Below are 21,709 nucleotides of genomic sequence, written 5' to 3'. Positions count from 1 at the left end.
CCGTCACGCCGGCGCCGCCCCATCCAGGTGGACGAGCGGAGCCGGTGTGACGGACCAGTGGCAGCAGTCGACCGTGAGCCCCTCGGGCGCCGGCACCCCGCAGCGCCGCCCCCGCACCCGGGGCGCGCTGGCGCTCGGGGTGTTCGGCGAACTGCTGATCACGGCCGGCCTGGTGCTGGCGCTCTTCGTCGGCTACTCGCTCTGGTGGACCAACCTGCTGGCGGACCGTCAGGCCGACCGCGCGGGCGACCGGCTCCGGCAGACCTGGACCGCTCCGGTCGGCCCCGTCGTGCCGTTCCGGGCCGGCGACGATGGCATCGGGTTCCTGCACGTCCCGGCGATGGGCAAGGACTTCGCGGTGCTGATCAAGATGGGCACCGGCCCCGAGGTCCTCAACCAGGGCGTGGCGGGCGTCTACCAGGAGCCCTTCCGCGCGGCCATGCCCTGGGACCCGGTCGGCAACTTCGCGGTGGCGGCGCACCGGGACGGCCACGGCGCCAAGTTCCACGACCTGGACGCGGTGGGCAAGGACGACCCGATCGTGGTCGAGACCCGCGACCGCTGGTACGTCTACCGGGTGGACGCCACGCTGTCGGAGACCACCAAGTACGACACCGGCATCATCGCCCCGGTGCCGCAGGAGTCCGGCTACACGAAGCCCGGGCGCTACATCACGCTGACCACCTGCACGCCGGTGTACACCTCGCGCTACCGGATGGCCGTGTGGGGGAGCCTGGTGCGGGTGGACCAGGTGGACGCGCAGCGGACGCCACCGGTGGAGTTGCGGGGGTGAATGGCCACTGACTTGCTCGAAGCACGTCAGTGGGGCGGCGCGCGCAGGATCTGAACGCGCCGGGGGAGTGACCCCGGGCGCCGCCGCCGGTGGAGTGACAGGCGGGTGTGCGAGGCGTTGGTCGTGGTGGCACTCACGCCTGAGGGGAGTCACCCGATGAACAACGACGCAGTACTGCTGGAGTCGCGCACCCTGCGCGCGAGCATGGCGGAGCGGACGGATGCGCTGGAGAAGGTGAAGGCGCTGTTGTTGCTCCCAGATGGGATCTATGTGACCGCGCGGATGATGGCGGACTACTTCGAGGTGGGGGAGCGAGCCATCAACGCGGTTGTCCACAGGCACCGGGTTGAGTTGAGTAGCAATGGCTACACCGTGCTCAAAGGCGCTGAGCTGCAGGAATTTCTTAGCTGCAACCTGCAGCTAAGAAAATTCCCCGGCACCGGCCTCGGCCTCTTCCCCCGCCGCGCCGTCCTCAACGTCGCCATGCTGCTGCGCGACAGCGAGGTCGCCCGAGCGGTGCGCCGCCATCTCCTCGACGCGGTGGAGCGGCCGGCCGACCTGTCCGGTGTGACCATCGGTCAGATCGTCGACCAGGCCACCCGTGCCGTCCAGCAGCGCGTCACCGAGCTCCAGCAGGGCATCGCGGCGCTCGAGGCCCGGCATGCCGTGCTCAGTGCCCAGGTGCGGCGCGACCAGGAGCTGCTGGCGGCGCTCACGGTGCGGTTGGCCGACACGTCGAGCGTTGTCCACTCCCTGGGCGGGCGGATGGACGTGCTCTGTACCCTCAGCTCCTCCCCAGGAGGTGGGCGCCGACGCCGGCGGCGGTGAGGTCGCCATGGGGCAGCAGGGGCAGCAACGGCGAAGGGGCTGTGGACAACGAGGATCGTTGTCCACAGCCCCTTCAGAGCTGTTCAGGGGCTAGTTGCCCTGGGGTGCTTGTCCGGGGTTGGAGAAGGGCGGGGAGCCGAAGGTCCCGCCGATGGGACCCCCTTTGGTTGGCGTGGCCGCCGTCGTGGTGAGCGTGATGGTGGTACTGGGGTCCACCAGGGTGTTCGGCGGCGGGTTCGTGTTGGTGACGATCGCGTCGTTGCCGCTCGGCCCGGAGAAGGTCCACTTGGTGAAGCCCTTGGCGGTGAGTGCCGCGGTGGCGTCCTTGACGTTCATGTTGGTCAGGTCGGGCAACTGCACCTGCGTCGGCGCGGCGTAGATCGTCAGGGTGATCTGGGCGCCCTTGGCCGTCTTGGTGTTGGCCGGCGGGTTCTGCACGGCGACCGTGCCGACCACCTGGCTCGGGTTGGTGGACGGCGCGGTCTTCGAGGTCGAGTCGATCGACGTGAAGCCCTGCTGCTGCAGTGCCTGGACGGCCGCCGCGGTGGGCTGGCCGACCACGTTGGTGATCGCGATCTTGCCCGGGCCCTGCGAGATGACGATGGTGACCTGGCTGTTGGGCGCCGCCTGGCTGCCGCCCGTCGGGGTCTGCGAGACGACCGAGTTCTGCGGGGTGGTGTCGTCGTTGGCGTACTGGGTGCTGACCTGGAAGCCGGCCGAGGTCAGTGCCTGGGTGGCGGCGTCCGCGGTCTGGCCGGTGACCGTGGGGACCGGGCTCTGGCCGGGGCCGCTGGAGAGCTGCACGGTGATCTGGCCGTTGTTGGCCATCTGCGCGCCGGCCGCCGGGTTCTGCTGGCAGACCAGGTCCTTGGCGACGTTGTTGCAGGGGATCGGGTCGCCCTGAGTGACCGTCAGCTTGCTGCTGGCGGCCTTCGCGGCGGTGGTGGCGTCGGCGATGCTCTTGCCGGTGAGCGTCGGCACGGTGATCTGGGTCGAGCCGCCGCTGCCCCCGCCGCCCTTGAACATCGCGGAGGCGACGAAGAAGGAGCCGACCAGGACCAGCACCGCGGCGACGGCGAGGATGATCCAGGAGGTGTTGCTCTTCTTCGGCTGGTCGTCCCGGCGGCGGCTGCGCGGGCCCTCGCCGTAGCCGTCGTCGCCACCGTAGCCGTCGTCGTAGCCGGGGCCGCCCTGCTGGCCGACCGGGGGCAGCATGGTGGTCGGCGCGGCGCCGTGGCCCTGCTGCGGCAGCAGGTTGGTCTGGCCGTACGGGTCGTGGTCGACCGGGTAGCCGTTCTGGTCGTAGCCGTAGCCGCCCATGCCGTACGCGGCGGCCTGCTGGGCGGCGGCCACCGGGAGGCCGTCGAGGAAGCGCTCGATGTCGTCGCGCATCTCGTCGGCGCTCTGGTACCGGTAGTCGCGGTCCTTGGCGAGCGCCTTGAGCACGATCGCGTCGACCTCGGGGCGCACCTCGGGGTCGTAGCTGGACGGCGGCTGGGCCTCCTCGCGCACGTGCTGGTACGCCACCGCGACCGGCGAGTCGCCGATGAACGGCGGACGCACGGTGAGCAGCTCGTACAGCAGGCAGCCGGTGGAGTAGAGGTCGGAGCGGGCGTCCACGGTCTCGCCCTTGGCCTGCTCGGGCGAGAGGTACTGCGCGGTGCCGATCACGGCCGAGGTCTGGGTCATCGTCATCCCGGCGTCGCCCATGGCGCGCGCGATGCCGAAGTCCATCACCTTGACGTTGCCCTGCCGGGTCAGCATCACGTTGGCGGGCTTGATGTCGCGGTGCACGATGCCGGCCCGGTGCGAGTACTCCAGTGCCTGCAGGATGCCGATGGTCATCTCCAGCGCGCGCTCCGGCAGCAGCCGGCGCCCGGAGTGCAGCAGCTCGCGCAGCGTGGAGCCCTCGACGTACTCCATCACGATGTACGGGATGGAGATGCCGTCGATGTAGTCCTCGCCGGTGTCGTACACGGCGACGATCGCGGGGTGGTTCAGCGAGGCGGCCGACTGGGCCTCACGGCGGAACCGGGCCTGGAACGACGGGTCCCGGGCCATGTCGGCCCGGAGCGTCTTCACCGCTACGGATCGGCCGAGCCGGGTGTCGTGGGCGAGGTAGACCTCGGCCATGCCACCGCGTCCGAGGACGCCGCCGAGCTCGTACCTGCCGCCGAGGCGACGAGGCTCTTCCATAGTTCCGACCCTCTCCCTCACCGGGCGGTGAGGATATGACGTAGGTGTCCCCGCACGTGCCAGTACTGACGCTGCCCTCGCCACGTTGGTTCTGTGACGCCGATCTCCGGGCCCCGTCGAACCGTGGCCCTGAGCCGCGGGCACACCCGCTGCTGGCGGATACGCTACCGGTCGCCGCCGTACCAACTCGACACGCCCGGCAGCTGAGACCAGACCGGTATCCGATCACACGTCCGATCGCCCAGTATGGCCCAGCTCGTCGGAAAGCCGTCAGGGTCAGTGCCCGATGACCGCCTGCATGATCGACTTGGCGATCGGCGCGGCGATGCTGCCGCCGCTGATCTCGTCGCTGCTCGCGGCGCCGTCCTCGACCACCACGGCGACGGCGACCGGGATGTCGTTGCCGACCTTGGCGTAGGAGACGAACCAGGCGAACGGCAGCCCCTTGTTGTCGGTGCCGTGCTGGGCGGTGCCGGTCTTGCCGCCGACCTCGACGCCGGGGATCTGGGCCAGCTTGCCGGTGCCGTTCTGCACCACGGCGACCATCATCTGCTGCAGCTTCTGCGCGGTGGCGGGGCTGACCGCCTGGTCCATCTCCTTCTCGGCGTGCGTGGAGACCACGCTGCCGCTGCCCGACTTCTCCTGGCCGACCAGGTAGGGCTGCATCAGCTTGCCGTTGTTGGCGACCGCGGCGGCCACCATCGCCATCTGCAGCGGGGTGGCGGCGGTGTTGTGCTGCCCGATGGCGTCCATCGCGGTGCCGTCGGGGGTGGAGTCGCTCGGGAAGGTGCTGGCGGCCGAGCGGATCGGGGTGTCGACGGTGGCGTTGAAGCCGAACTTGTTCGCCTGGGCGAGCAGCTTCTCCTCGCCGAGGTCCGCGCCGAGCTTGCCGTAGACGGTGTTGCAGGAGATCGCGAAGGCGTCGATCAGGGTGGCCTGGCCGCACGCCTCGCCGGGGCTGTCGTTGTTCAGCACGGTGTTGGTGCCCGGCAGGACGTACTGGTCCGGGGTGTCCGTCTGGTCGGTCGGGTTCTGGTACTTGCCGGTCTCGAAGGCGGTGGCGGCAGTGACGATCTTGAAGGTCGAACCCGGCGGGTAGGTCTCCTTGAGCGCCCGGTCCAGCATCGGCTGGTTCGGGTCGCTGTTGAGTGCGTTGTAGGTCTTGCCCTCGGCGGTGCTGCTGCCGGCGAAGGTGCCCGGATCGTAGGACGGGGTGGAGACCAGGGCCAGGATCGCGCCGGTGCGCGGGTCGATGGCGACCGCGGCACCCTTCTTGTTCCCCAGGCCCTGGAAGGCGGCCTGCTGGGCCTTGGAGTTGATCGTGGTGATCACGTTGCCGCCCTGCTTCTTCCCACCGGTCAGCGCGTCCCAGGTGTCGCCGAAGAAGAGCCGGTCGTCGGTGCCGGCGAGGATCCCGTTCTCCAGCGACTCCAGGCCGCTGGATTTGAAGACCTGCGAGGAGTAGCCGGTGATCGGGGCGTACAGCGGCCCGTTGGTCCAGGTGGTCTTGTACTTGTACTCGTAGCCGGTGGTGAGGTTCGAGCCGGTCATCGGCTGCCCGTCGGCGGTCATGATGGTGCCGCGCGGGTAGGAGTACGCGTCGAGGGTGCTGCGGAGGTTGTGCGAGTTGCTTGCGTAGGAGTCGGCCGTCACGGCCTGGATCCAGTTGGTCCGCAGCAGCAGCGCGAAGATCAGGACCATGCAGAAGACGGAGACCCGTCGAATGGGCTGGTTCATTGAGACGCGGTCCCCTCCTCGGTGCGTACTGCGCTTGGCACGGCGAAGTCATTCAACCGCACGAACGCTCACCCGCTGACCGCCCGGGTCGCTTCCGCGGGCGGGGCCGACGGCCCCGCCCCCGGAAGCGGCGGTCGGGCCGCTCAGGAGCAGTTCTTCGCCAGCGGCTGCTCGTCCGCGGTGAGCGGGGGCGGTCCGCTCGGGGAGGCGGGGGCGCTGGGCGAGCCGCCGGCCTGCGGGGTCGTGCTCGGGCTGGGTTGCGCCGTGGTGGTGGCCGAGGGGCTCGGCACGGCCGGTGAGGCGCCCACCCTGGGCGTGGTCTCCAGGGCGGCGTTGGTCGCCGTGGCGGCCGGCGAGGCACCGCCCTGCTTCAGCTTGTGGCAGGCCGAGGCCTGCGCCCTGAAGTGGTCGGCCTGTGCGGTGGCGGCGCTCAGGCTGTCCGCGGAGACGGTGCTCCGCAGCTGGCTCTGCTGGTCGGCGGGCAGGTCTGTGATCGCCGCGTCCGGGTACTCCTGCTGGACCGAGGAGAGCTGCAGCCCCGGCAGGTCCTGGTTGATCCCCTGGTACACGGCGACGTGGCCGTCGCGCTCGCCGACGTAGTACTGGCCCTGGGTCCACTGGTAGCCGGCGTACGCGGCGCCGCCGACCAGGCCGAGCGCGAGCACGGTGATCGCCGAGCGCCGGAACCAGCGGCGCTTCTTCGGCTGCTCGGGGACCGGGTAGCCGTCGGGCTCGGCCGGGGCGGTGCCGTAGCCCTCGCCGGGCTGGCCGGTGCCGTAGCCCTCCTGGGGATAGCCGGCCTGGCCGTAGCCGTCGCCGTACCCCTCGCCGTAGCCCTCCGGGTGCGCCTCGCCGTAGGTCTCGCCGTAGCCCTCGGCCGGGCCGAAGCCACCGGGCGCGCCGCCGTAGCCGGCGGGCGGGCCGAAGGCGCCGGGCGGCGGGGACTGCGGGCGGCCAAGGCCCGCGGCCCGGCCGGCCGGGGTGTCGATGATCTGGTGGTCCACGGCGGTGCCGTGCGGGCCCTCGGCCACCGCGCCGACCACCACGGGGGCGGTGGCGAACTGGCCGCTGAGGGTGTCGCTGGGGCCCACGTCGAGCACGTCGGCCACGACGCAGGTGATGTTGTCGGGGCCGCCGCCGCGCAGGGCGAGCTGGATCAGCTCCTGGATGGTCGGCTCGGGGGCGTAGAAGCTCCCCAGCGTCTCTTCCAGGGTCTGGTGGCTGACCGGTCCGGACAGGCCGTCGGAGCAGATCAGGTAGCGGTCACCGGCCCGGACCTCGCGGATCGACAGGTCGGGCTCGACCTGACCGCGGCCGTCCAGCGCGCGCATCAGCAGCGAGCGCTGCGGGTGCGTCTCGGCCTCCTCCGGAGTGATCCGGCCCTCGTCGACCAGCCGCTGCACCCAGGTGTGGTCCTGGGTGATCTGGGTCAGCGCGCCGTCCCGCAGCAGGTAGGCCCGCGAGTCGCCGACGTGCACCAGGCCCATCCGCTCGCCGGTCCAGAGCAGCGCGGTGAGGGTGCAGCCCATGCCCTCCAGCTGCGGGTCCTGCTCGACCATCACGCGCAGCCGCTCGTTGGCGGCCTGCACGGCGTCGTTCAGCAGGGTCAGCAGGTCGGCGTGCGGGTCGGCGTCGTCGAGCGAGATGATCGAACTGAGGGCCTCGGCGGAGGCCACCTCACCGGCCGCCGCGCCGCCCATGCCGTCGGCCACGGCGAGCAGCCGAGGGCCGGCGTAGCCGGAGTCCTCGTTCCCCTCCCGGATCAGGCCCTTGTGGGAACCGGCGGCGAAACGCAGCACGAGGCTCATACGGTGCGTGCCCCCCTCTGGGCCTCGCGCAGGGCCGCGGCAGCCATCGCGCTGCCGTCCCGGCTGGTCTTGGACGGGGTGCTGTCCCTCATGCGCTACTACTTCCGCAGTTCGATGACGGTCCTGCCGATACGGATCGGCACTCCCACCTGCAGCGGCATCGGCGTGGTCAGCCGCTGCCGGTCGAGATACGTGCCGTTGGTGGAGCCTAGATCCTCCACGGTCCACTGCCCAGTCTGGTCGGGGTAGATCCTGGCATGCCGCGATGAGGCGTAGTCGTCGTCGAGCACGATCGTGGAGTCGTGGGCCCGACCGAGCGTGATGACCTGGCCCTGCAGTGCGACCGTGGTACCGGCCAGCGCGCCCTCGACCACGACCAGCTGGGTCGGGCCGGCGGATGCGGCGCGGCGACCGCGCTGGCCGCCGCTCTGGCCGGCCTGGGCGCCTTCCCGCGGACCGCCGGGCTGCTGCCGCGGCGGGGCGGCGACCGGGGTCGGAGCCCCGCCGGCGGTCGCCGTGGCCGCGGCGCGCCCGCCGCGTCGGCCGGCCCTGCCGCCTGCCTTGGCGCCGAACAGATCGCTGCGGATCACCTGGACCGCGACGATGACGAACAGCCACAGCACGGCCAGGAAACCCAGCCGGAGGACTGTCAGAGTCAGTTCGGACACCGGAGCTCGCCCTACCCTTCGACCTGTCGGTAGATGATCGTCGTGGAGCCCACGACGATCCGCGAGCCGTCGCGGAGCGTAGCGCGCTGGGTGTGCTGTCCGTCCACCACGATGCCGTTGGTGGACCCCAGGTCGAGCACCATGGCCGGGGTGCCGGGGCGGATCTCGGCGTGCTTGCGGGAGACCCCGGGGTCGTCGATCCGCACGTCCGCCTCGGTGGAGCGGCCCAGCACACAGGCGCTGCCGGTGATCTGGTGGCGGGTGCCGTTGACCTCGATCCAGCGCCGGGTGCCCGCGCCGGTACCGGCGCCGGGGAACGGGCGCACATTGCTGCCCATCCCGGCGGTCGGCGGTGCCGGGGGCATGGCCGGCGGCGCGCTCGGCGCGGGCGGCGCACCGGCGTACGTCGGCGCACTGCTCTGCTGCCACGGTGCGCCCTGCGCACCCGGTGCCTCGCTCGGCGCGCGGCCGTGGCCGGGCTGGGCCGGCGCCGCGGCGGCCGGCGGCTCGGGGGTGTCGCCGGCCAGGGTGCGGCTGCGCACCCGGTACAGACCGGTGTCCAGGTCGTCGGCCCGTTCCAGGTTCACCTGCAGCGGGCCGAGGAAGCTGTAGCGCTGCGCCTCGGCGTACTCCAGCACCATGCCGGAGAGCTCCTGGCCGAGTTGGCCGGCGTAGGGGCTGAGCCGCTCGTAGTCGTGCGGGCTGAGCTCGACGATGAAGTCGTTCGGCACCACGGTGCGGTCGCGGTTCCAGATGGTGGCGTTGTTGTCGCACTCGCGCTGCAGCGCACCGGCGATCTCCACGGGCTGGACTTCGGACTTGAACACCTTGGCGAAGGTGCCGTTCACGAGACCCTCGAGTCGCTGCTCGAACTTCTTCATGACTCCCACTGGGCACCCCCTTCCAAAGGTCTCTCGGCTGCTGGGTCGGGCCGCCGCGGGCCCGATTGCGGAACTTCCGTACTGATCGTATCCACGCCTTGGCCATCTGTACGGTTCCCCGGCCACCCGCCGCGGGCGGGTGGGCTTGCGCACACCTTGGCCGCCGCGGCGGTTCCGGTGCAACGAGAGGTACCCCTGGCGGTGGATGCTCATCCCTCGCTCACCCGTTCGCCAAGCCGTCCGTCGGACAGTTGACCGGGCTGTTCGTCGAGCCGTTCGAGTGGCGCTTCGGAGGCAGACGTGCAGGCCGTGGCCTGGGAACGATTCGTAGGTTGCTCGAGGGGCGTGCTAATGTTTTCCACGTCGGAAGGGGCGCCCGAGAGGGAGCCGAAGCCGGCCGAGTGGGAAGCGAAGCGGGTCCAAACCGATTCGACCTCACCCGGACGATCGGTTAGCATCTTCGACAACACCTTGCGCGGGTGGCGGAATAGGCAGACGCGCTGGATTCAGGTTCCAGTGCCCGAAAGGGCGTGGGGGTTCAACTCCCCCCTCGCGCACAGATGAGGCCGGTCGGTCCGACGAAAGTCGGGGCGACCGGCCTCAACGCATTTCCGGGCCCCGAAGCGGCCCGCCCGTGGGGCCGCTTCGGCAGGGCTCAGGACCGCAGGTCCGCCAGCCACCGGGGGAACGCGGTCAGCTGGGGCAGCACGGCGTCCGCGCCCGCCGCGGCGAGTTCGGCGGCGGCGTAGGGGCCGGTGGCGACCGCCACGGCCAGTGCGCCGGCGACCCGGGCGCCCTCGATGTCGCCGAGGTGGTCCCCGACGTAGACGCTCGCGCCCTCGGCCCGCAGCACGGCGCCCTTCTGCGCGCCGAAGACCGTCCCGTGCAGGCCGTCCACCGGCAGCCGCGCGGCGTCGAGGTTGCGTCGGGCGTTCGGCTCGTACTTGCCGGTGACCACGATGACCCGCCCGCCGTGCCGGCGCACGGCGGCGATCGCCTCGTGGGCACCGGGCAGCGCGGTGGAGCCCTCGATGCCGTGCTCGGCGTAGAGCGCGCGATAGCGGTCCGCGACGGTCTGGATCGCCTCGGCGGGGAACCAGTTGGCCAGCTCCTGTTCGACGGGCGGGCCGAGCCGGCTGACCACCAGGTCGCTGTCGATGGCGGTGCCGGTCTCGGCGGCCAGCAGGTCGTAGCACCGCTTGATGCCCGGCCGGGTGTCGATCAGCGTCATGTCGAGGTCGAAGCCGACGGTCAGCGGCGTCACAGGTGCTCGGTCTTCCATGGCCGATCACTTTAGACCGACCGGCAAGTGGAGGACGGCGTCAGCTCTCGCCGCCTTCCTCCTCCTCGGTGTGCTCGAGGGCGATGCCGTGCTTGGTGGCGGTGCGCAGCAGGCCGGCGATCCGGCCCTGGTAGGCCTGGACGCCGTCGAGATCGCCGTCGGCGCGGGCCTGGGCCAGGGCCTTGCGGGCCAGGGCCAGCTGCTCGCGCAACTCCTCGTCGAAGATGCCGGTCACCTGACCAGCATCGCCTCGCCGGTGGCAAAGCTCAACCGCGTTCGTCCTGGCGGCGGCGGGCCCGGACGTCCAGCTGGCCGCGCACCCGCTGGCCGACCGCGGTCGCGGCGGCGGTGAGGAAGACCAGGGTGTAGAGGATCTGCACCATCACGATGACCCGGGCGGTCTGGCTGACCGGGACGATGTCGCCGTAGCCCACCGTCGCCGCGGTGATGACGGTGAAGTAGAGCGCGTCGACCCGGGTGCTCAGGCCGGTGAACTGGTTCGGAGCGCGGGCCAGCGCGAGGTAGCAGGTGGAGAAGACCAGCAGGGTCACGATGCTCAGCAGCAGGATGACGATCCCGGGCAGCCCGCGTGGGCGCTCCAGCATGATCGACTGGATCTCCCGCAGCAGCAGCCCGGCCAGCAGCGCCAGCAGCAGTCCGAAGACGGTCCAGCTGAGCACCGGGTGGTGGGGGCCGAAGGTGCCCAGCGGCACGGTGAAGTAGGCGGCGAACAGCAGCACCGGAGCGCAGGGCAGCAGCAGCCAGAGCCAGAGCGGGGCACGGGGCGGCTTGTCCATGTGCCCAGCCTGTGCGGGCGGCGGGCGGGCGGCTTCCCAGTTGGGCCGTCAGGGGGAGGCCCGGCGGGCGACGGCGGTAGCTTGGGCGTATGGAATCAGTTGCCTTCGTCCGGTCGGTGAACATCGGCACGGCCACCCCGACGGAGTTCTCCGAGCCGGGTGTGACCGGGATCGACAAGCGGTCCGTGGCCGGCCCCGTCGAGGTCTCGGCGCCGGTCCAGGGCAGCGGGCTGGCCGGGGACGCGATCTGCGACCTGCGCAACCACGGCGGCCCCGAGCAGGCCGTCTACGCCTATGCCTGGGAGGACCTGGCGCGCTGGGCGGCGGAGTTGGGGCGCGCGCTGCGGCCCGGGGAGTTCGGCGAGAACCTCACCACCGAGGGCCTGGACGTGAACGGCGCGGTGATCGGCGAGCGTTGGCTGGTCGGCGAGACGCTGCTGCTGGAGGTCTCGGTGCCGCGGATCCCGTGCCGGACCTTCGCGGGCTGGCTGGACGAGCGCGGCTGGGTGAAGCGGTTCACCCAGCGGGCGTTGCCGGGCGCCTACCTGCGGGTGCTCCGGGACGGGGCGGTGTGCGCGGGCGATGCGGTGCGGGTGGTGCACCGGCCCTCGCACGGGCTCGATGTGGCGACCACGTTCCGGGCGCTGACCGGCGAGCCGGAGCTGCTGCACCGGCTGGTGGACGTCGCCGAACTGCCGGTGGCGACCCGGGAGCGGGCGGCTCGCCGGCTGGCCGACCGGCGGGCGGTGTCGTGAGCGGGCGGGGGCCGCGGGAACTGCCGCTGGACGCCGTCGCGGTGGTCGCGGTCGGCGGCGTGCTCGGGGCCGAGGCCCGGTACGAGGCGGGGCGGCTGTGGCCGACGGCGGCCGGCTGCTTCCCGTGGACCACACTGCTGATCAACGTGTTGGGGTGCCTGGTGATCGGGGCCTTCCTGGTGGCGATCACCGAGGGGCGCCCGGCGCACCGGTTGGTCCGCCCGTTCTTCGGGACCGGCGTGCTGGGCGGGTTCACCACGTTCTCCACCTACTGCGTGGACATCCAGCGGCTGTTGGCCAGGGGCGAGGCGGGCACGGCGTTCGGCTACCTGGCGCTCACCCTGGTGACGGCGATGGTGGCGGTGGCCGGCGGGGCCGGAGCGACGCGGCGGGTGCTGGCCCGCGCCGGGCGGACGCGATGAACGGGCCGACGCTGCGGCTGACGGTGATCGTCGGTGACACCGACACCTGGCACCACCGGCCGGTGGCCACCGAGATCGTGCACCGGGCGCACGCGGCCGGGCTGGCCGGGGCCTCGGTCTTCCACGGGGTGGAGGGCTTCGGGGCGTCCCGTACGGTGCACTCGGCGCGGTTGCTGTCGATGAGCGAGGACCTGCCGGTGGCCGTGGTGATCGTGGACGAGGAGGAGCGGGTGCGGGCCTTCCTGCCGAAGCTGGCCGGCCTGGTGACCCGGGGGCTGGTGACGGTGGAGCCGGTCGAGGTGGTCCGGTTCGGGGAGCCGCCGCGGTGAGCGGATACCTGCTGGTGGCGATCGGGGCGCTGGTGGGGGCACCGGCGCGGTATCTGACGGACCGTGCGGTGCAGGCCAGGCACGACTCGGTGTTCCCGTGGGGGACCTTCGCGGTGAACCTGTTCGGCACCCTGGTACTGGGCCTGGTGACCGGCGCGGTGCTGGCGGGGGCCGCCTCGTCGCACTGGCAGTTGCTGGTCGGCACCGGGTTCTGCGGGGCGCTGACCACCTACTCGACGTTCGGCTACGAGACGCTGCGACTGGTCGAGAGCGGGGCCCGGCGGTACGCGGCGGCCAATGTCGGCCTTTCGCTGCTGGGCGGCGTCGGTGCCGCGTACCTCGGGGCGGAACTGGCCCGGTTGCTCGGCTGACCCGGTTGCTCGGCCGGCCTGGTTGGTGGCCGTTTGTCAGATGGTCAGCTCGCTCTCGATCCGGCGGATGTGATGGCGGGCCATCGCCAGGTTGGCCCGGGCCCGGTCCAGCACCAGGTAGAAGAAGAGGCCCTGGCCGCCGGCTCCGGTGAGCGGGCGGACCAGGTGGTACTGGTGGGTCAGGGTGGTGAGGATGTCCTCCATCGCCTCGCCGCCCGCCTTTCCCTGCAGCTCCGCAGAGCGCAGGGTGGCCCGCACCACGTCGGTGCTGCCGGCCGCCGCGAGGGTCAGGTCGAGATCGGCTGCCTGGCCCAGGGTGCCCAGGGCCATCCCGCTACCGAGGTCCACCAGGGCCGCGCCGATGGCGCCCTCGATCGCCAGGGCCTCCTTGAGGGCAATCTCCACACCGGTCATCGCTGCCTCCACGGGTCGTTCGGATACTCCCGAGCCACTCCCGAGAGTAGGGAGTCGGTCGGGCCCGGACGATCTACTGACCGCTGTTGAGCGATAGTTGATCGAAAGTATCGGCAGTTGGCGGCGGCCTTGGGTGATCGTGGGTCGGAACCGATCGGTTCGGGCTGGACGGGAGTGGTGCGCGTGGTGCGAGCGGTGCGGTGGCGGGTGGGGCCGGCGGGGGCGCGCGGGGTGGTGCTGGTGCTGCACGGCGGTCAGGTGGCCAGTACGGCGCCGGCCCGACCGTGGCAGCCGGCGGCGGTGCGGATGCGCGGGTTCGTCGGACCGTTGGCCAGGGCCACGGCGGGGGCCGACGTCGCGGTGGGGCTGGTGCGCTACCGGTATCGGGGCTGGAACGCGGAGCGGGCGGACCCGGCGCGCGATGTCGTCGAGGCGTTGGACGCGGTGGTGGCCGAGCTGGGGCCGGTGCCGGTGGTGCTGCTGGGGCATTCGATGGGCGGGCGGGCCGCGCTGCGCTGCGCCGGTCACCCGGCGGTCACCGGGGTCGTGGCGCTGGCGCCCTGGTGCCCGCCGCAGGAGGCGGCCGAGCAGCTGGCCGGTCGCGCCCTGGTGACCCTGCACGGGGACCGCGACAAGGTCACCGACCCCGCCGAGACCCGGGACTTCGCGGTCCGGGCCAGGGCGGCCGGCGCCCGGGTGGCCGGTTTCGAGGTGGCCGGGGCCGACCACGCGATGCTGCGCCGCTCGCGCGACTGGCACCTGGCGGCGGCCGGGCTGAGCGCCGCGCTGCTCGGCGTCGGCTCGGCGCCGGACGAGGTGACCCGGGCCTTCGCGGTGCGCGGCTCGGACCGGGCCGGTCTGCGGATCGCGCTGCCACGCGGCCGACGGGGCGTCAGTTGCGGCGTACCGAAGGAACGGTGAGCACGGTTGCGGTGGCCGCCAGCAGCCAGAGCGCGCCGAAACCGAAGACCGTCCTGCTGCCCAGCAGCGCGGCCGCCGGGCCTGCGGCGGCCAGGCCGAGCGGGCCGAGCGCGAAGGCACCCAGGCTGGTGTAGGAAGCCACCCTGGCCCGCGCCTCGGGCGGGATCAGGCGCTGCTCGGCGGTGCTGAAGAAGGTCGCGTTGACCGCCTCGCCCACTCCGCCGACCGCCGCGCCCGCGCAGACCCAGGGCAGCGCGGCGCCCAGCGCCAGGGCCGCCGGGGCCGCCGCCCAGCCGATGGTGGCGATGGTGGCCACCAGGACCGGACGCCTGGGGCGGCGGCCGAGCAGGGCGAGCGCGCCGAGCACCGAGCCGGCGCCGTAGGCGCCGAGCACCAGGCCCCAGGAACGCGCGCCGCCCAGCCGCTGCGCGGCGGTGGCCGGGCCGAGCACCAGGAACGGTGCCCAGACCAGGAGGTTGAAGAGGCCGAAGTGCACGCAGGTGGTCCAGAGCCAGCCGCGGGAGCGGAACTCGCTCCAGCCCGCGCGCAGGTCGGCCAGCAGGGACGGGCCCGGCGCAGCGACCGGTGCCCGTACCGTCAGGCGGGCCAGCGCCAGCACGCTGACCGCGAAGCTGGCCGCGTCCAGGGCCAGTACCGCGCCGGGCCCCGCGGCGGCGGTGAGCAGCCCGGCCAGCGCGGGGCCGGCCACGGTGGCGGTGGACCGGGCCAGCGTGAGCAGGGTGTTGGCCTCGGAGAGCTGGTCGGCCGGGGTGAGCCGGGGGATCAGCGCGCTCAGCGCGGGGCTGAACACCGCCTCGCCCGCACCGCCGACGGCGACCAGCGCGAGCACCGCCCACAGGGGCGGCCGGCCGGTCAGCAGCAGTACCGCGAAGGTGCCCTGGGAGAGGCAGCGCAGCAGGTCGGCGGCGAGCATCACCCGGCGGCTGCCCAGCCGGTCGGCGGCCACCCCGCCGGCCAGCAGGACCAGCACCAGCGGCAGGACCCGGGCCGCCAGCACCAGGCCGAGCGCGCCCGCGCCGCCGGCGGTGCGCAGCACCGCGAAGGCGAGCGCGATCGGCGCCATCGCGGAGCCGAAGAGGGAGACGGCGTAGCCGGGGAAGAAGCGGCGGAATTCACGGTCCTCGGGAAATGCGCGCAGGAGTCCGCGGCGCCCGTCGAGAGCGGTCGTCATGAAGAGCAGAGTGCCCGTCAGAAGAGCGGTCAGGCAAGCGTAATTGAGTGATCGGGAGTCAATTTCCGAGTAGCCTTGGAATGGCGCAGTAAATCCGCGCTGAACTGCGGAAACCGGGAGAACAGGGTGAGTGATTTACTGCGGGAACCGGTCGAATACGCGGTCGCCGTCGAGCGCTATCTGACGGCCGCCCCGTTGAGTGCCGGATCCCGTCGGATCTACCGGATCGCGCTGGTCACCTGGGCCTGGGCGCTGGCCGACCGCCCGGCGCCCGGCGGGGCAGGGCGGCGGCGGGCGGTGCCGCCGGTGCTGCCGCTGGCGGTGCTGGACCAGCCGCACGCTGCCGACCGGCTGCGGGCGCACCTCGTCGAGGGCGGGGCCGCCCGGCGCACCGCGGACCGGGAGCTGTCGGCGCTGCGCGGTGCCGTCCGGTGGTGGCGGGCACAGGGCTGGCTGCGCACCGATCCGACGGCCGGCCTGGTGCCGGTGGTGGCGCCCGGGGCGGGCCCCGAGCCGTTGACGGTGGCTCAGGTCGCCGCGGTGCTGGCGCTGCCCGCGCCGCTGCGCGACCAGGTCTGCTGGCATCTGGTGCACGAGTCCGGGGCCGCGATCGAGCGGGTGCTGGCACTGGACGTCGACGACATCGACGTCTCGGGACGGCGCGGCCGGGGTCGGGCGGCCGATCTGCGCTGGGGCCCGGGTGCCGCCCGGCTGCTGCCGCTGCTGCTGGTCAGCCGGGCCGGTGGGCCGCTGCTGCTGACCGATCGTCGGGTGCCGGGGTCCGTCCCCGCCGCCGACCGCTGCCCGCTGACCGGGCGCGGGCGGCTCTCCTACCGCCGGGCCGCCGAGCTCTTCACCGCCGCGACCCGCGAGCTGGACCCGGCGGGGCGCGGCTGGACGCTGCGTCAGCTGCGGCCGGCCGGTGCCGGAACGCCGACGGCCGGCCCCGCCTAGCTGGCGGGACCGGCCGGGACGGGGCTGTGTCAGCCGTTGGTGCAGGTGTTCCCGATGGCCGGGTTCAGCAGGCCGATCACGTCGATGCTGTTGCCACAGAGGTTGATCGGGATGTTGACCGGAACCTGGATGACGTTGCCGGACAGGATGCCGGGCGAGCCGACCGCCACACCGGTCGCGGTCGCGGAGTTGTCGGCCGAAGCGACGCCGGCGCCGGCCAGCACCAGCGCACCGGCGGCGCAGGCCAGGCCGAGGGCCCTGCGGAAGTCCTTCATGGGGGTGTCTCCATTCCTTGCCGGATAGAACAGGGGCAGACGGGGAGCACTCCTGATCGTCGGTGACCGAAAGTGTCCCTCGCGCTACTCTTCGGCTTCGACTGGCCAGGAAACGGTTACGCCACCGGCAAGTCACCCGTAGTCACCCGCTCGGCGCAGCAGCCGAGCTGATAACCGCACTCGTCCGGCCCTACCGGCCGCCCCCTACCGGCCGCCGGCCGGCAGCACGGCCCGGACCAGGAAGCCCCGGTCCGCCGTCGGCTCGGCGGTCAGCTGCCCGCCCAGCAGCTGGGCCCGCTCGCGCAGCCCGACGAGCCCGTGCCCGCCGCCGGGCAGCGGTGCGCCCCGGTCCGGGCGGCTGGGCGCCGGGCCGTTGCGCACCTCCACCAGCAGCCGGCCGGCCCGCTCGCTGACGGTGATCCGCACCTGGGAGCCGGGCGCGTGCTTGCTGATGTTGGTCAGCGCCTCCTGGACCGTCCGGTAGGCGGCCCGCTGGACGGCCTCGGGCCACTGGCGCCCGTCCGGGTCGAGCTCGTCGCGGCCGCACAGCCCGTGGTCCATCAGCAGTCCGTTGCCCGCGACCAGTCCGCTGTCCTCGACCAGCCGCGGCAGATCGGCCAGCCGGGGCTGTGGGGCCTGCGGCGGGCCGGACGGCCCGCCAGGACCGGGCAGGCTCGCGCCGCCCGCGGCCCGCAGCACCCCGACCATCTGCCGCAGTTCCTGCAGGGTGCGCACCGACAGCTCGCGGATGGTCTGCGCGGTCCGCGCGGCGGCCGGGTCGGTGGTGGACACCTGCAGCCCGCCGGCCTGCACGCTGATCAGGCTGACCTGGTGCGAGACCACGTCGTGCATCTCCCGGGCCAGCCTGGCCCGCTCGGTGGCCAGCACCCGTTCGGCCAGCAGCCGGGCCTCGCGGCGCTGCCCCAGGGTGAGCTGCTCGAGGCGCAGGGTCAGCTCCCGCCGGGTGCGGGCCAGCATGCCGAGCGCCACCGGGGCGGTGCCCAGCAGCACCGACTGCATCACGGCCAGGCCGTTGCTCTGGGTCAGCGCGAGCGGGTCGACCCCGGAGTTCTGCCCGGTGACCGACCAGGTGAAGTAGTCGCAGAGCCCGAAGGCGGCCGCGCAGAGCACCGGCACCGGCAGCCGGCGCCGGTCGGCGGCCACCGAGTAGAGCGCGGTCATCGGGGCCAGCCAGCTCTCGGTGAAGAAGGTGCCGGGCAGCGCCAGCACCATCGAGACGGCCGGCCAGCGCAGGCGCAGCAGCAGGCCGAGCGCCGCCACGCAGTTCAGCGCGTTCTTCCACCAGACCGTGTCCCGGTCCAGCAACCAGCTCTCCAGCAGTGCGTAGGCGACCGGGAGCAGCAGGGCCAGGCGGCGGCGGGCGGCGGGGGAGAGCGGTCGGCGTCCGACGAGCGTGATCACGATCCGGCGGGCCGGACCAGGCCGGCGCGGTGTGCGATCACGGCGGCCTGCACCCGGTTCGCCGCGCCGAGCTTGCCGAGGATCGCGCTGATGTGGTCCTTGACCGTCCCGGTGCCGAGGAACAGCCGCTCGGCGATCTCGGCGTTCGCCAGCCCCTCACCGAGCAGCGCCAGCACGTCCAGCTCGCGGCCGGTCAGCGAGCGGACCAGGGCGAGCGCGCCGGCATCGGGACTGCCGCCCTCGACGTAGCCGCCGATCACCGTGCGGGTCACGGCGGGCGAGAGCATGCTGCCGCCGGCCGCCAGGATCCGCACCGCGTGCACCAGCTGGTCCGGGGCGGTGTCCTTGAGCAGGAACCCGGCCGCCCCGGCGCGCAGCGCGGTGCCGATGTACTCGTCGGTGTCGAAGGTGGTGAGCATCGAGACGGCCGGCGGGTCGGGCAGCGCCCGCAGCCGGCGCAGCACCGAGATCCCGTCCAGGTCGGGCATCCGGACGTCGAGCAGCACCACATGCGGCCGCAGCCGTTTCACCTGCTCCTCGGCCTCGCCGCCGCTGCAGGCGCCGACCAGCTCCAGGTCCGGGGCGGAACCGACGATCATCCCCAGGCCCGAGCGGACCAGCAGCTCGTCGTCCACGATCAGCACGCGGATCGCTGTCACGGTCCCTCCTCACTCCTCGCTCGGGGACGAGCCTAGGGCTTCCGACGGTTCTCACCCCCGCCGAACGGCGGGGTGGGAATCGGCTGACCGGTTCACGCGGATCCGCCGCGGGCTGCGCCACGATTGATGACACTCCACCAGCAGTGCGGATGCGCCTGCGGATCCGATCGTTTGGAATGAAGCTGTGTCCACCACCACCAAGCCGTCCTCGGCGGCCGCGCCGCGGTCCGGGTTCCTGGCGCGGCTACGGCCCATCGGTGCGGCCGGTACGGTCTGGTACCTGCGGCTGATCGCGCTGGTCAACGTGGTGGCGGTGGTCCTGACTCCGTTTCGCAACACGGTGCGCCACCACTCCGAGGGCCAGTACTTCACTCCGTACCTGATGACCGCGGGCCTGGCCACGGCGGTGCTGTCGATCTTCCTCGCGGTGGCGATGCGGCGGCGCAAGCGGGCCGCCTGGATCTTCAACTTCGTGCTCGCCGGGTTCTTCTTCCTGCTCTACCTGCTCGCGATCGCGGTGCCCGGCGCCGACCACTACAGCAAGCACGGCTTCAACTACTTCTCCACCATCCTGACCGGCCTGTTCGTGCTCTTCCTGCTGGTCGGCCGCAAGGAGTTCACCTCCAAGGGCGACCGGTCCAACCCGCTGACGGCGGTGGCCACCTTCGTCGGCGGGCTGGTGCTCGGTGGGCTGGTCGGGGCGATCCTGGTCGGTTTCTACAACCGGCTGTCGGACGCGAGCTTCGGCGACGAGTTCCGCTACGCGGTGGGCCGGATGATCACGGTCACCCCCTCGGACCGGCTGCTGGACGTGATCGACGTCCCGAACTGGCTGAACGCCTTCATCAACGCGATGGGCGCGGTGCTCTTCCTGCTGGTGCTCTACGTCGCGTTCCGCAGTCCGCGCGGCAAGGAACTGCTCACCCCTGAGGACGAGCAGAAGCTGCGCGCGCTGCTGGAGAAGCAGGGCGAGCGGGACTCGCTGGGCTACTTCGCGCTGCGCCGGGACAAGGCGGTGGTCTTCTCGCCGACCGGCAAGGCGGCGGTCACCTACCGGGTGGTCGGCGGGGTCTCGCTGGCCTCCGGCGACCCGATCGGCGACCCGGAGGCCTGGCCGGGCGCGATCGAGGCCTGGCTGGCCGAGGCCCGCGAGCACGCCTGGGCCCCGGCCGTGATGGGTGCCTCCGAGGAGGCCGGGGTGATCTACGCCCGGCACGGCCTGGACGCCCTGGAGCTGGGCGACGAGGCGATCGTCGAGCTGGACGAGTTCTCGCTGGACGGCCGGGCGATGCGCGGGGTCCGGCAGGCCTACAACCGGATCAAGCGGGCCGGCTACACGGTCCGGATCCGCCGGCACGAGGACATCCCCGAGGCCGAGATGGCCGAACTGCTGGAGAAGGCCGACCGCTGGCGCGACGGGCAGACCGAGCGCGGATTCTCGATGGCGCTGGGCCGGCTCGGCGACCCGGCCGACGGGCGCTGCGTGATGCTGGAGTGCCATGACGGCCAGGGCGAGCCGCGGGCGGTGCTGAGCTTCGTGCCCTGGGGCTCGAACGGACTCTCGCTCGACCTGATGCGCCGGGACCGGGAGACCGAGAACGGCCTGATCGAGTTCATGGTGATCGAACTGCTGGAGAAGGGCGCGGGCGAACTGCGCCTCAAGCGGGTCTCGCTGAACTTCGCGATGTTCCGCTCGGTCTTCGAGCGCGGCTCGCGGCTGGGCGCCGGGCCGGTGCTGCGACTGTGGCGCGCGGTGCTGGGCTTCTTCTCCCGCTGGTGGCAGATCGAGTCGCTGTACCGGGCCAACGCCAAGTACCGGCCGATCTGGGAGCCGCGCTACCTGCTCTTCGAGAAGAGCAGCGAGATCCCCCGGATCGGGATCGCCAGCGCCCGCGCCGAGGGCTTCATCACCGCACCGAGCCTCCCCTCGCTCTTCCGTCGCCGGCACACCCGGTCCGCCGCCTCCGGTGCGGCCCCGACGTTGCCCACGGCGGAAGGCGGCGGGAAGGGGTAACCCTCCGCCGGGGGGCGGAGGGAACCCGAACGCGCTGTCGACCGAGCGTTCTTCAGGGCGGGATATAGCCGATGGTGCTGTTCTCGGGGTGGGCCTCGGGGTCGGCCCTGAGATCAACACGTGCGATATCCCACCTGAGGATGAGTCGAATATGGGTATGAAGACCGAAGCGGGAGATGTTCCACTTATCTAGGCTTGACATAGCGGGGAAATCGACGAGAGAGGCAGTCGTGGACCAGAGGACCCACACGGGGGGCGCGCGACAAGGGCGGGGGGCGCTGTTGCGCCGGGCCGTCGTCGCCGAGTGGGGAACATTGTTCGGCACCGTCCGGGAGCACGTGGCGCGCAAGCGCTTCGCGTCCATTCCGTTGGCGGTCGTCGCGACGTTCCTGATCCTCCTGTTCAGCATTGTTCAGCACCTGCCGGGGGGAGAGTCGTTCGTCACCCGGATCGGCGTGATCAAAGCCGGGCTGCCGCTCGACGTATCGCTGCTGCGCACCCCGTTGTCGCTCTACGTGCCGGCCCTGGACCTGCCGGTCTGGGGGGCGCTCGTGCAGGTCCTGCTGGTCTTCGGGATCGCCGAGATCGTGCTGGGCCGCAAGGCGACGCTCTTCATCGCCTACGCCTGCACGCTGACCGGCACGATCTACGCGCGGATCGGCGTGCGGCTCGGCCCCGAGCACCTGTTCGGCCTTCCCGGCGCGGTCGCGCACATGCGGGACACCGGTCCCTCGGCGGCCGTGGTGGCGCTGGCGATCTGCATCGCCTGGAAGTCCAGGGCCTGGTTCACCGGCGCCGCGGTCATGGCGGCCATGCTCGGCGAGGCCGTGCTGGTGCCGAACCTGGCCGGCCAGGAGCACATCGTGGCGATCATCACCGCCGTGCTGATCGCGGCCTCCGGCGAGGTCTTCGGCAGCTACTGGCCGCGGGTGCTCACCGGGGTCGGTGCGGCCACCCTGTTCAGCGCGGACCGCCAGCGCACGGCGTGACC

The 21,709-nt window shown here is 72.4% G+C and carries 23 protein-coding genes and 1 tRNA gene; 11 read left to right on the top strand and 13 right to left on the bottom strand.

Features of this window, described 5'->3' with window-relative positions:
- The first annotated feature begins 46 nt into the window (after positions 1 to 46).
- Positions 47 to 793 carry a class E sortase gene (locus ABH937_RS03995; protein ID WP_370146486.1) on the top strand — a complete coding sequence of 249 codons (747 nt, stop codon included), beginning with the start codon at positions 47 to 49 and terminating at the stop codon, positions 791 to 793.
- Positions 794 to 949: 156 nt separating this feature from the next.
- Positions 950 to 1,621, top strand: a complete 672-nt coding sequence (locus tag ABH937_RS03990) for a hypothetical protein (protein ID WP_370217237.1) — start codon at positions 950 to 952, stop codon at positions 1,619 to 1,621.
- A gap of 90 nt (positions 1,622 to 1,711) precedes the next feature.
- On the opposite strand, the gene pknB is transcribed toward ABH937_RS03990, so the two are convergent.
- The 5 genes from pknB to ABH937_RS03965 all read right to left on the bottom strand — a co-directional run bounded on the left by pknB (position 1,712) and on the right by ABH937_RS03965 (position 8,920).
- Positions 1,712 to 3,817, bottom strand: a complete 2,106-nt coding sequence (gene pknB, locus ABH937_RS03985) for a Stk1 family PASTA domain-containing Ser/Thr kinase (protein ID WP_280691291.1) — start codon at positions 3,815 to 3,817, stop codon at positions 1,712 to 1,714.
- A 276-nt stretch (positions 3,818 to 4,093) separates the two neighbouring features.
- The gene (locus ABH937_RS03980; RefSeq protein ID WP_280691290.1) at positions 4,094 to 5,554 is read right to left on the bottom strand and encodes a penicillin-binding protein 2; all 1,461 of its coding nucleotides are present in this window, start codon (positions 5,552 to 5,554) and stop codon (positions 4,094 to 4,096) included.
- Positions 5,555 to 5,697: 143 nt separating this feature from the next.
- A complete protein-coding gene (locus tag ABH937_RS03975) occupies positions 5,698 to 7,362 on the bottom strand; it encodes a PP2C family serine/threonine-protein phosphatase (RefSeq protein ID WP_280691289.1) in 1,665 nt (554 codons plus the stop codon).
- Positions 7,363 to 7,460: 98 nt separating this feature from the next.
- Positions 7,461 to 8,030 (bottom strand): FHA domain-containing protein, encoded by a 570-nt coding sequence (locus ABH937_RS03970; protein ID WP_280691288.1) that lies wholly within the window; start codon positions 8,028 to 8,030, stop codon positions 7,461 to 7,463.
- An 11-nt stretch (positions 8,031 to 8,041) separates the two neighbouring features.
- Positions 8,042 to 8,920, bottom strand: a complete 879-nt coding sequence (locus ABH937_RS03965; RefSeq protein WP_280691287.1) for a DUF3662 and FHA domain-containing protein — start codon at positions 8,918 to 8,920, stop codon at positions 8,042 to 8,044.
- 464 nt (positions 8,921 to 9,384) lie between these two features.
- Here ABH937_RS03965 and ABH937_RS03960 point away from each other — a divergent pair.
- Positions 9,385 to 9,468, top strand: a tRNA-Leu gene (locus ABH937_RS03960).
- Between the two features lie 98 nt (positions 9,469 to 9,566).
- Here the strand turns inward: ABH937_RS03960 and ABH937_RS03955 are convergent.
- From ABH937_RS03955 to ABH937_RS03945, 3 genes are read right to left on the bottom strand one after another with little or no spacing between them, the layout of a single operon-like run.
- The gene (locus tag ABH937_RS03955) at positions 9,567 to 10,193 is read right to left on the bottom strand and encodes an HAD family hydrolase (protein ID WP_370217235.1); all 627 of its coding nucleotides are present in this window, start codon (positions 10,191 to 10,193) and stop codon (positions 9,567 to 9,569) included.
- A 40-nt stretch (positions 10,194 to 10,233) separates the two neighbouring features.
- The gene (locus tag ABH937_RS03950; RefSeq protein WP_280691285.1) at positions 10,234 to 10,428 is read right to left on the bottom strand and encodes a hypothetical protein; all 195 of its coding nucleotides are present in this window, start codon (positions 10,426 to 10,428) and stop codon (positions 10,234 to 10,236) included.
- 31 nt (positions 10,429 to 10,459) lie between these two features.
- The gene (locus tag ABH937_RS03945) at positions 10,460 to 10,990 is read right to left on the bottom strand and encodes an ion channel (RefSeq protein WP_280691284.1); all 531 of its coding nucleotides are present in this window, start codon (positions 10,988 to 10,990) and stop codon (positions 10,460 to 10,462) included.
- A gap of 89 nt (positions 10,991 to 11,079) precedes the next feature.
- Here ABH937_RS03945 and ABH937_RS03940 point away from each other — a divergent pair, with 89 nt between their 5' ends.
- From ABH937_RS03940 to crcB, 4 genes are read left to right on the top strand one after another with little or no spacing between them, the layout of a single operon-like run.
- On the top strand, positions 11,080 to 11,745 hold the full coding sequence (locus tag ABH937_RS03940; protein ID WP_370217234.1) for an MOSC domain-containing protein: 666 nt from the start codon (positions 11,080 to 11,082) through the stop codon (positions 11,743 to 11,745).
- Positions 11,742 to 12,167: a CrcB family protein gene (locus tag ABH937_RS03935; RefSeq protein WP_370217233.1), complete on the top strand. Its 426-nt coding sequence runs from the start codon at positions 11,742 to 11,744 to the stop codon at positions 12,165 to 12,167. The genes ABH937_RS03940 and ABH937_RS03935 overlap by 4 nt, the downstream gene beginning before the upstream one ends.
- Positions 12,164 to 12,496, top strand: coding sequence for a DUF190 domain-containing protein (locus ABH937_RS03930; protein ID WP_280691281.1), 333 nt, complete (start codon positions 12,164 to 12,166; stop codon positions 12,494 to 12,496). Before ABH937_RS03935 ends, ABH937_RS03930 begins: the two co-directional genes overlap by 4 nt.
- Complete coding sequence (crcB, locus tag ABH937_RS03925; RefSeq protein WP_280691280.1) at positions 12,493 to 12,867, top strand: fluoride efflux transporter CrcB; 375 nt, start codon at positions 12,493 to 12,495, stop codon at positions 12,865 to 12,867. Before ABH937_RS03930 ends, crcB begins: the two co-directional genes overlap by 4 nt.
- A gap of 36 nt (positions 12,868 to 12,903) precedes the next feature.
- Here crcB and ABH937_RS03920 read toward each other — a convergent pair whose 3' ends face one another.
- Positions 12,904 to 13,281 (bottom strand): hypothetical protein, encoded by a 378-nt coding sequence (locus ABH937_RS03920; RefSeq protein ID WP_280691279.1) that lies wholly within the window; start codon positions 13,279 to 13,281, stop codon positions 12,904 to 12,906.
- A 183-nt stretch (positions 13,282 to 13,464) separates the two neighbouring features.
- On the opposite strand from ABH937_RS03920, the gene ABH937_RS03915 reads away from it, so the two are divergent.
- Entirely contained in the window at positions 13,465 to 14,202 is a 738-nt protein-coding gene (locus ABH937_RS03915; RefSeq protein ID WP_370217232.1) for an alpha/beta hydrolase, read from the top strand.
- Here the strand turns inward: ABH937_RS03915 and ABH937_RS03910 are convergent.
- Complete coding sequence (locus ABH937_RS03910; RefSeq protein WP_370217231.1) at positions 14,174 to 15,394, bottom strand: MFS transporter; 1,221 nt, start codon at positions 15,392 to 15,394, stop codon at positions 14,174 to 14,176. The two genes, ABH937_RS03915 and ABH937_RS03910, sit on opposite strands and share 29 nt — an antisense overlap.
- A gap of 126 nt (positions 15,395 to 15,520) precedes the next feature.
- Between ABH937_RS03910 and ABH937_RS03905 the strand changes: the two genes are divergently transcribed.
- Complete coding sequence (locus ABH937_RS03905; protein WP_280691276.1) at positions 15,521 to 16,348, top strand: hypothetical protein; 828 nt, start codon at positions 15,521 to 15,523, stop codon at positions 16,346 to 16,348.
- 29 nt (positions 16,349 to 16,377) lie between these two features.
- On the opposite strand, the gene ABH937_RS03900 is transcribed toward ABH937_RS03905, so the two are convergent.
- The 3 genes from ABH937_RS03900 to ABH937_RS03890 form a co-directional block, all read right to left on the bottom strand.
- The gene (locus tag ABH937_RS03900) at positions 16,378 to 16,623 is read right to left on the bottom strand and encodes a chaplin (protein ID WP_280691275.1); all 246 of its coding nucleotides are present in this window, start codon (positions 16,621 to 16,623) and stop codon (positions 16,378 to 16,380) included.
- A 204-nt stretch (positions 16,624 to 16,827) separates the two neighbouring features.
- Positions 16,828 to 18,045 (bottom strand): sensor histidine kinase, encoded by a 1,218-nt coding sequence (locus ABH937_RS03895; RefSeq protein WP_280691274.1) that lies wholly within the window; start codon positions 18,043 to 18,045, stop codon positions 16,828 to 16,830.
- Positions 18,042 to 18,704 carry a response regulator transcription factor gene (locus ABH937_RS03890; RefSeq protein WP_280691273.1) on the bottom strand — a complete coding sequence of 221 codons (663 nt, stop codon included), beginning with the start codon at positions 18,702 to 18,704 and terminating at the stop codon, positions 18,042 to 18,044. Before ABH937_RS03890 ends, ABH937_RS03895 begins: the two co-directional genes overlap by 4 nt.
- A 184-nt stretch (positions 18,705 to 18,888) precedes the next feature.
- Between ABH937_RS03890 and ABH937_RS03885 the strand changes: the two genes are divergently transcribed.
- Complete coding sequence (locus ABH937_RS03885) at positions 18,889 to 20,718, top strand: phosphatidylglycerol lysyltransferase domain-containing protein (protein WP_370146483.1); 1,830 nt, start codon at positions 18,889 to 18,891, stop codon at positions 20,716 to 20,718.
- Positions 20,719 to 20,948: 230 nt separating this feature from the next.
- Positions 20,949 to 21,707 (top strand): hypothetical protein, encoded by a 759-nt coding sequence (locus ABH937_RS03880; RefSeq protein ID WP_280691272.1) that lies wholly within the window; start codon positions 20,949 to 20,951, stop codon positions 21,705 to 21,707.
- The last annotated feature ends 2 nt before the right edge of the window (positions 21,708 to 21,709 follow it).

Source organism: Kitasatospora sp. GAS1066B, from assembly GCF_041262605.1.
Classification (GTDB): domain Bacteria; phylum Actinomycetota; class Actinomycetes; order Streptomycetales; family Streptomycetaceae; genus Kitasatospora.
Note: the sequence above shows the minus strand (reverse complement) of the source record. Positions and strands in the feature narration are given on the sequence as shown.